The following is an 8,775-nucleotide window of genomic DNA, read 5'->3' as shown; positions in this document are numbered from 1 at the left end:
ACCGTCAAATCACAATCGAGCCCTGGAGGGGGCGGCAGAACCCGTCAGCAACGCTTTCTGCCAACCCGTCAGGGCTGGGTCGTGGGGAAATACCTTCCCAGGGTAAACCCTGGGCTATGTTCTCCCGGCCCGTTGGGTCTAAACCGTTTATACGGTTTAATAGGTGTAGCGCCGGCAGGGCACCTGGAAAGGAAGACATAAACTTACCTCCATGGGCGTCGGTCGAGATGAAATAACATCGATAAGCTCCCCAACGCAAACACGAGGCCTCGGGGCCGCTTGTTAGAAACACCGGTTTGCGGGACCTGGGAGTGCAGGCGGTCCCCTGGCTCGACGTCCTTTCGCGACGGGGGAGGCAGGCTTTTTTCTATTTCAGCGCATCCACGGCGGCTCTTTCGATAACCATTCCCTTTTTATAGCGTTCCATGAAGGCCGTAAAGCCATCAACATCCCCTGGATCAGGAGCGATCGTCAGGCTATTGTCCCCGGCGAAAACTTTATTGGATAAATAGGCTTCCAAAGGTTCATCCGCTTTCTTACGGAGCATATAGGCGCCCAGCAAGGCGATCCCCCACGCGCCGCCCTCGCCGGCGGTTTCCATTACAGACACGGGAACGTTCATCGCGGCTGCCATGATCTTCTGGCCCACTGCCTCGGTCTTGAAAAAGCCGCCGTGACCGAGGATTTTGTCGACCTTGACTTGCTCCTGTTCAAAGAGGATGTCCATTCCGATTTTTAACGCACCGAGCGCCGAAAAGAGATGCGCACGCATGAAGTTCGAGAGTGAGAAGCGGCTCTCGGGGGTACGGACGAACAGTGGGCGCCCTTCTTCAAGGTGGGTGATGGGCTCACCCGAGACATAGTTGTAGGCCAGGAGCCCGCCGGCATCCGCGTCCCCGGTGAGGGCCTTCTTGTACAACACTTCGAACAGCGCGGCTTGACTGATTTCCACGGCAAGCGCATCCACAAATTCTCGGAACAAACCGACCCAGGCGTTAAGATCGGAGGTGCAGTTGTTACTATGGGCCATGGCCACCGGCTTGCCGCTGGGCGTTGTTACCATGTCGATCTCCGGATGTAGTTTCGAGAGCTCCTTTTCCAGCACGATCATGGCGAAAACGGAAGTTCCTGCCGACACGTTACCCGTGCGCTCGGCCACGCTGTTGGTGGCCACCATGCCGGTGCCGGCGTCGCCCTCCGGAGGGCAGAGGGGAGTCCCCCCTTGTAATCGGCCCGTAGGATCGAGCAACTGAGCGCCATCCTGGGTAAGCGCTCCTGCGGCATCGCCTGCCGCAAGGACTTTCGGAAGAACGTCGGGAACCTTCCAGGCGATGTTCTCTCCTTCGAGCCGCCCATTGAATAGTTCGATCTTACTCGCGTCGTAATCGTTAGTCTTGCTATCGATGGGGAACATCCCCGAGGCGTCGCCGATCCCCAGCACCTTTTGCCCGGTCAATTTCCAATGAACATAGCCTGACAGGGTGGTCAGGTAGCTGATATCCTTGACGTGAGGTTCCTTGTTCAAGATCGCCTGATAGAGGTGGGCAATGCTCCAGCGGTGGGGTACGTTGAACTGGAACAGTTCGGTGAGGGCCGTCGCCGCCTGTGCGGTCGTGGTGTTTCGCCAGGTACGGAACGGGACGAGCAGGTTGCCGGCCTGATCGAAGGCCATATGGCCGTGCATCATGGCGCTGAAACCAATGGCACCGATCCTCTCCAGCGGGGTGTTGTACTTCTCGAGAACTTCCTTGCTAAGCTTGCGATAACTCTCCTGCAAGCCTGCCCAGACCTCTTCGAGACTGTACGTCCAGATGCCATTTTCGTACCGGTTTTCCCAATCATGGCTTCCCGACGCGATCGGCGCATGATCCTCGCCGATCAGCACCGCCTTGATGCGGGTTGAGCCTAACTCAATGCCAAGAACAGTCCTTGCGCTTTCAATTGCTTCTTGGGTGTCGCTTCGATTCATGGTCATCTCTCAGGACTTGCAGTTGTTTCTTTAGATTTATCTTTCGGGAAAGCCAGGGTTCGTTCCACGCCATCTCTATTCGCACATTACCGGCCTCGAAATGTGTCTTCTGGGTATGGCGCCGGCTGAACGAGCCGCGCCGGAGCGGAGGAATTCAGGGACACGAGGGGCATCACGTTCAATATTGCGAGCGTTTCAGGCGGGTTTGTCAAGCTTCCCGCCGTAATCCTGCCCTGCAGGCGCCACCCGGGGGAGGGTTTACGAACGGATGCGGGTGGCTGCCGGTCCAGCCCGTGGCGGTTCGAAACACCTCGACAGCACGGAGCCGAAACCTGCGGGCGACGAGCGCTGCTCATTTGCCGCGGGCATGCCATCATCAAGCGCGTTCTTCGAGCAACCGGGCGACCAGCGCCGTCCAGCCGGTCTGATGACTGGCACCGAGTCCTCGGCCGGTATCCCCATGGAAGTACTCGTAAAAGAGAATCAGATTCTGCCAGGCAGGGTCCCGGGCGTAGAAGTCGGCCTGGCCATGCACGGGCCGCCTCCCCTGGGAGTCCTTCAGAAAAATCGACGACAGCCGGCGCGCCAGTTCCCGCGACACCTCCAACAGGTTCATCCAGCGGCCCGAACCGGTCGGGCATTCCACCTTCAGCGTGTCCCCATAAAAGAGGTGGTAACGCTGCAGCGCCTCAATCAACAGGTAGTTCACCGGCATCCAGATCGGGCCGCGCCAGTTGCTGTTGCCGCCAAACAGCCCGCTGTCGCTCTCTCCGGGCAAATAACGCACCGTCAAAGTCTGGCCATCGGCCTGGAACTCGAACGGGTGATCCCGGTGGTAGCGCGACACGGCGCGCACGCCGTAAGGGGACAGAAATTCGTTTTCATCGAGCACGTACCGCAAGACGCGTTTGAGGTGGTCCAGCGGCGGAATGGAGAGCAAGGCGACGTGCCGGTAATGCGAATCGGAACATTGGCGTATGCTGAGATGCGCGACCAGTTTCGGCTTATTGGCCAGAAACCAGCGCAGCCGTTTGTAAAAACCCGGCAGCTTGCGGATATCGGCTTCGCGCAGGATCTCAACGGCAAACAGCGGGATCACGCCGACGATCGATCGCGTCTTGAGCGCCCGCTGCCCTGAAGCCCAGCGTAACCGGTCGTAGTAAAAGCCGTCCTCCTCGTCCCAGAGCCCGCCTCCGCCCACCGAGTTGACCGCGTCAATGATGGCCACAAAGTGCTCGAAAAACTTGCTGGCGATGTCCTCGTACGGCGGCCGCGTCTGGGCCAGTTTAAGCGCCATCGAGAGCATTACGCCGCAGTAGAAAGCCATCCAGGCCGTGCTGTCGGCCTGCTCCAGTTCGCCCCCCAAGGGGGCCGGCCCCGACCGATCGAACACCCCGATATTGTCGAGGCCAAGGAATCCCCCGGTGAACAGATTTCTGCCTTGGGCGTCCTTGCGGTTGACCCACCAAGTGAAGTTCAGCAGCAACTTCTGAAACACCCGTTCCAGGAAGTCCAGATCGCGCTGGCCCCGTTCCGCGCTGATTTTGTACACCCGCCAGGCGGCCCAGGCGTGCACCGGGGGGTTCACATCGTTGAAGTTGAACTCATAGGCCGGCACCTGGCCATTGGGATGCAGGTACCACTCGCGCAGCAGCAGCAGCAACTGCTCTTTGGCGAACGCCGGGTCCAGCCGCGCCATCGGCAACATGTGAAAGGCCAGGTCCCAGGCGGCAAACCACGGGTACTCCCATTTGTCCGGCATTGAGAACACATCGCGGGCGAAGAGGTGCCGCCATTCGTGATTGCGCCCGCCGCGCCGCGAATCCGGCGGTTTGGGCGGGGCCGGATCACCTTCGAGCCAACTCTCGACAACGTAGTGGTAGAACTGTTTGGACCAGAGCAGCCCGGCGTAGGCCTGGCGCGCCACCCGCCGCTCATCCCCGCCGGCCTTGGGAGAAATGCGCGCGGCGTAGAAAGCATCGGCCTCAGCAATGCGCGCGGCGAAGACCTGTTCGCTTTGAGCCGATAACTCGGCCGGGCTGCCTTCAGCGCACAAACGCAGCCTCAACTGGACGGCGGCACCGGCCGCCAGGTTCAGCACGTAGGGAAACGCCGCCTTGGTGCCTTCCCGGAACGGGGCGACCGCCCCGAGCTCCCGGTCGATGATGTAACGATGAAAGGCATCTTTCGAATAATGGGCGCTGACGGCCTGAATGCCGTAAATCCGCTCCACATTGGTCTCGTTCTCGGTGAAAAGCGCCTCAGGCAGCTGGCCGTCCGGCCCCGGACCTGCTGTCAGGTAGTAGCGGCCCAGGGTCGGATGACGGGCCTCAATGGGGCTCTGCACTGCCGCCTGAAAAAGGCGCGGCTGCTCGGCAGAGTCAGCCTCGAAGGTCTTGCCCCAGGACCAGGTGTTACGAAACCACAGCTGGGGCAGCACGTGCAGCGTCGCCGGGTCCGGGCCCCGGTTGGTCAACGTGAGCCGGATAAAGATGTCGTCCGGCGCCTGCTTGGCGTACTCGGCCGTGACGTCGAAATAACGGTTCTCGGCGAAAATGCCGGTGTCGAGGAGTTCAAACTCCGGCTCGAGCTTGCTGCGGCGGCGGTTCTCGTCGACCAGACGAGCGTAGGGAAAGGCTGCCTGAGGATATTTATAAAGGGCTTTGAGGTAAGAGGTGGTCGGGGTGGCATCGAGGTAGTAATAGAGTTCCTTGACGTCCTCGCCGTGGTTGCCCTCGGGCCCGGTGAGACCAAACAGGCGTTCTTTCAGGATCGGGTCCTGGCCGTTCCAGAGCGCCAGGGCAAAGCACAGGCGGCATTCGCGGTCGGTGATGCCGAGCAGCCCGTCTTCACCCCAGCGATAGGCGCGGGAGCGTGCGTGGTCATGCGGCAGGTAGCCCCAACTGTCCCCCGTTGCGGAGTAATCTTCGCGCACGGTGGCCCACTGCCGTTCGGACAGGTACGGCCCCCAACGCTTCCAGTTTTCGCGCCGTGCCGCGTCGGCAGACAACCGTTCGATCTCATTGCTCATCCCTCTGATTCCGTTTGCCGAAGGTACGTCCCAAAACAAACGATGTCAGCCCCCGCGTGCTGGGACACGCTGAAAGACTGCGGACTTTGCCTCGGAAGGACGAAGACCGGCCAAATCGCCTTGCAAGCCGGTGTGACTCAGAAAGGGATGCCCTCTCCGAGCAATAGCAATCATTTGACTTGAGACTCGACCAGGATTTTCTGCCTGCATGGAATACAGACAGCTAGGCGGCTCGGGTTTCAAAGTCCCGGTGTTAACGTTCGGGACCGGTACCTTCGGCGGCAGCGGACCGTTGTTTAAGGCATTCGGCGGCAACGAAGTCAAGCAAGCCACCCACCTGGTCGACGTCTGTCTCCAATCCGGGCTGACGATGTTCGACAGCGCCGACGTATATTCGGGCGGGCAAGCCGAAGAAATTCTCGGCAAGGCCGTGGCGGGCCGGCGGGATAAAGTCTTGATCTCCACGAAAGCAACCTTCCGGCGCGGCGAGGGGCCCAACGACGTCGGGTCGTCGCGCTGGCACTTGATCCAGTCGGTGGAGGGCAGTTTGCGCCGGCTCGGCACCGATTACATCGATCTGTTTCAACTGCACGGCTTCGACGCCGTGACCCCGGTTGAAGAGACCCTCAGCACCCTTGACAATCTGGTGCGGGCCGGAAAAATCCGCTACATCGGCTGTTCGAACTTCTCCGGCTGGCACCTGATGAAGTCGTTGGCCGTTGCCGACCGGTACGGCTGGCCGCGTTACGTCGCGCACCAGGCCTATTATTCGCTGGTGGGCCGCTCTTACGAATGGGAGTTGATGCCCCTGGCGCTGGATCAGAAGGTCGGTGCGGTGGTTTGGAGTCCCCTGGGCTGGGCGCGGCTGACGGGCAAAATCCGGCGAGGCCAACCTCGGCCCGAGACCAGCCGGCTGAACTCATCGGTGGCGGTCGACATGGGGCCGCCGGTCGAGGACGAGTACCTGTACCGGGTGGTCGACGCATTGGACGCCGTCGCGGCCGAGACCGGCAAATCGGTACCGCAGATTGCGATTAATTGGTTGCTGGGCCGGCCTTCTGTCGCCACGGTGATCATCGGCGCTCGTAATGAGGAGCAACTTCGCCAGAACCTCGACGCGATCGGTTGGAGCCTGACGCCGGAGCAGGTGGCCGTGCTGGACGCGGCGAGCGCAATCCCCCTGGCCTACCCCTATTTTCATCAGCGCGGCTTTACGGAACGAAACCCCGCGCCGGTTTAACGGCGGCTAAAATCAGGCTCAGGTGCGGACGGAGTGCGGCCGCCCGCAGTATTCCTCGCGCGGGGCCGGCGCCTGCCTGATCCTCCGTTGCGGGATCACCATAACTCAATCCACAGGCTGGTCTGCCAAGGAATCCAACGGCTTGCCGCGGCTACCTACTCTAATCCCTTCTCGGAAATCCAGGCTTTGATGTTTGTCACCGTGTCCTGATAAAAGACGTTGTACAAGGACCACGTGCCGTAGCCCAGATGTGGAGTTGCAAGCACGTTAGAAAGATGGCGAAACGGGTGTTCGGCCGGCAACGGCTCCCGGTCGAACACGTCGATGGCGGCACCCGCGATTTTTCGATTCGTCAGGACCTCGATAAGTGCCTCCTCATCGACGATCGGTCCGCGCGCGGTATTGATCAAAAATGAGGTAGGCTTCATCAGTCCGAGTTCGGACTTTCCTACCGTGCCGCGGCTTCTGGCGCTCAGCACCAGATGGATGGTCAGAATATCGGCTTCACGAAACAACTCGTCCTTGGAAACGAGGCGCGCGCCTGCGGCCTCGGCTTTTTCCCGGATCAGATTCTGGCTCCACGCAATCACGTTCATCCCGAAAGCTCTCCCGATCGCCGCCACGCGTGAACCGATATTGCCCAAGCCCAGGACTCCGAGAGTTTTGCCGTGAAGATCGGCGCCGACCGCGACTTGCCATCCCCCGTTACGCAACGAGGCGTTTTCGAGGGTAAGGTTTCGTGCCAAAGCCAGAATCAGGGCCCACGTGAACTCGATGGTGGGTGCAGCACTATAGCCGGTATGACGGACATCTATTGCTCTTCTTTTCGCCGCCTCGAGGTCGATGGCCGCATTCCGGGAGCCTGTAGAAGCAATGAGCTTGAGATTCGGCAAGCGGTCAAGAAGCGCCGCCGTCATGGGCGTCCGCTCACGCATGATGCAGAGAGCGTCGTATGGAAGCAGGCGTTGAACCAAAAGCTCAAGACCGGAGACGTGGTCGTTAAACACCCTGATCTCCGGATTACCCGGGATGGACGACCAGTCTGCCGTCGTCAGCGCTATATTCTGATAATCATCCAGCACCGCAATCTTCATCGGGCCGAACCGGCTTTGCCCCGCGTCTGCTTAGTCGCAGCCGGCGTTTGCTTCCCTTTTGAACCCGCATCCAAGGGCGCCTTGACCCCGAGGATCGCATCCTTAGCCCCCTTGGCAACTCGGAACTTCACCACCGTTTTGGCCGCCACTCTCATCTTTTGGCGCGTTTGCGGATTGAAGACCGTGCGGGCGGGGCGCTTCTGTTTGACCAGCTTGCCGAAACCGGGCAGCACGAACTCGCCTTCCTTTTTGACCGCTTTATAAGCGATCGTTCCTAAGGCGTTGAGAAAGGCCCCAGCAGTCTTTTTGTCGGTCTGAGTGGCTTCGGAAAGGGCGGCTTGCAATTCGGTCTTCGTCATGGCTGGCCCTGGTTTATGACGTTTATAGAAAGGGATTTCAAGTCTGCGCTTACGCATAAGCGTCAAGTTTGCGGCCAAGCCAGGCTAATCCAGTCCAGTGGCCGAGCGGAGGCACTCACGGCCAACGCACCTCCCCTCACCTCAGGTACTGATCGATGGATTCGGCGCCGTGAGCGTCGCGGTCGAGTTCTAGCCGTCCAAAGCCGAAACACCTCGCCGGATTACACGGCCTTGAACCAAGGGACGGCGATCATCGTTCGGCTCCACGTGTTCTTAGCCCGAACAATTTTCCACCCTCGACGATTCCGGCAACAATGCGAACACGCAGGGGTTGCCGGAAAGTGAGTCATGGCGGCCGTCGGCGCGCCTTTCCGGTGGTGGACCTCGAGGCCAGCGGATCCCCGGAGCAAAGTTGCCGCCTCCGGGCCGGAGGTTACCTCAACGGTGTCGTCGCGCAGGACTACTGTGCCGGCGAAAGAGCATAGGCCGTTTGCAAGTTGCTCGTTTCTATATTTATGCGCTCTAAAGATCGTTTTTCTTTCTATTCTAATATCCGGGTGTCCATTGCCCGCCATCAACGTACGGATGACAAAACCGAACGGTTGTGAACTATAAAAAACATCGTACTACATCCCTTCTCAGGATGGTTGAGCCGGTTTTAGCCTCGAAGGGGCGGCAGAACCTTGCCCAGAGTAAACCCCACGGCCATTTAGTTGCGGATACAAGGCCGGGTATTGCTTTCGTCCCGGAGGGACGGCTGATCGTAGTCAGGTACTTTGGTGCCTGCGCGGGCGTTCCCCAGGGGCTGAGGTGCCCCGCCAGCTTTACACCTATCAGACCGTATAAACGGTCTAGGCCCAACGGGCCGGGAGAACATAGCCCAGGGTAAACCCCTGAGCTTTACCCACATTGTTTGAGGGCAGCGCGGGGACAGTCGTGACCGTCTTACGGCCCGAAGGGCCAAGAGAACATAGCCCAGCGTTTACCCCTCGACCTGACCCGCAATTCTGCCACCGTCAAGCAAGACCCGGCACGCGCCACGCATCCGCGCGTCTCTCTATACCATTCCGCCGGCAATGGAG

At 59.9% G+C, this 8,775-nt stretch carries 5 protein-coding genes; 1 reads left to right on the top strand and 4 read right to left on the bottom strand.

Annotation, left to right across the window (positions count from 1 at the left end; translation table 11 throughout):
• Nucleotides 1–367 precede the first annotated feature (367 nt).
• Both JO015_04575 and JO015_04570 read right to left on the bottom strand, forming a co-directional pair.
• The gene (locus tag JO015_04575; GenBank protein MBV9998372.1) at nucleotides 368–1,969 is read right to left on the bottom strand and encodes an FGGY-family carbohydrate kinase; all 1,602 of its coding nucleotides are present in this window, start codon (nucleotides 1,967–1,969) and stop codon (nucleotides 368–370) included.
• 376 nt (nucleotides 1,970–2,345) lie between these two features.
• Complete coding sequence (locus JO015_04570) at nucleotides 2,346–5,000, bottom strand: glucosidase (protein MBV9998371.1); 2,655 nt, start codon at nucleotides 4,998–5,000, stop codon at nucleotides 2,346–2,348.
• Between the two features lie 208 nt (nucleotides 5,001–5,208).
• On the opposite strand from JO015_04570, the gene JO015_04565 reads away from it, so the two are divergent.
• Nucleotides 5,209–6,240 carry an aldo/keto reductase gene (locus JO015_04565; GenBank protein MBV9998370.1) on the top strand — a complete coding sequence of 344 codons (1,032 nt, stop codon included), beginning with the start codon at nucleotides 5,209–5,211 and terminating at the stop codon, nucleotides 6,238–6,240.
• Between the two features lie 155 nt (nucleotides 6,241–6,395).
• Here the strand turns inward: JO015_04565 and JO015_04560 are convergent, their stop codons facing one another.
• Both JO015_04560 and JO015_04555 read right to left on the bottom strand, forming a co-directional pair.
• On the bottom strand, nucleotides 6,396–7,334 hold the full coding sequence (locus JO015_04560; protein ID MBV9998369.1) for a D-2-hydroxyacid dehydrogenase family protein: 939 nt from the start codon (nucleotides 7,332–7,334) through the stop codon (nucleotides 6,396–6,398).
• The gene (locus tag JO015_04555) at nucleotides 7,331–7,693 is read right to left on the bottom strand and encodes an HU family DNA-binding protein (GenBank protein MBV9998368.1); all 363 of its coding nucleotides are present in this window, start codon (nucleotides 7,691–7,693) and stop codon (nucleotides 7,331–7,333) included. Before JO015_04555 ends, JO015_04560 begins: the two co-directional genes overlap by 4 nt.
• Nucleotides 7,694–8,775: the final 1,082 nt, after the last annotated feature.

This window comes from Verrucomicrobiota bacterium, assembly GCA_019247695.1.
Taxonomy (GTDB): Bacteria; Verrucomicrobiota; Verrucomicrobiia; order Chthoniobacterales; family JAFAMB01; genus JAFBAP01.
Note: the sequence above shows the minus strand (reverse complement) of the source record. Positions and strands in the feature narration are given on the sequence as shown.

What these genes read in the sequence shown, in the direction of transcription:
- JO015_04575 (MBV9998372.1), bottom strand. Translation starts at nt 1,969, where the DNA reads ATGAATCGAAGCGACACCCAAGAAGCAATTGAAAGCGCAAGGACTGTT.
- JO015_04570 (MBV9998371.1), bottom strand. Translation starts at nt 5,000, where the DNA reads ATGAGCAATGAGATCGAACGGTTGTCTGCCGACGCGGCACGGCGCGAA.
- JO015_04565 (MBV9998370.1), top strand. Translation starts at nt 5,209, where the DNA reads ATGGAATACAGACAGCTAGGCGGCTCGGGTTTCAAAGTCCCGGTGTTA.
- JO015_04560 (MBV9998369.1), bottom strand. Translation starts at nt 7,334, where the DNA reads ATGAAGATTGCGGTGCTGGATGATTATCAGAATATAGCGCTGACGACG.
- JO015_04555 (MBV9998368.1), bottom strand. Translation starts at nt 7,693, where the DNA reads ATGACGAAGACCGAATTGCAAGCCGCCCTTTCCGAAGCCACTCAGACC.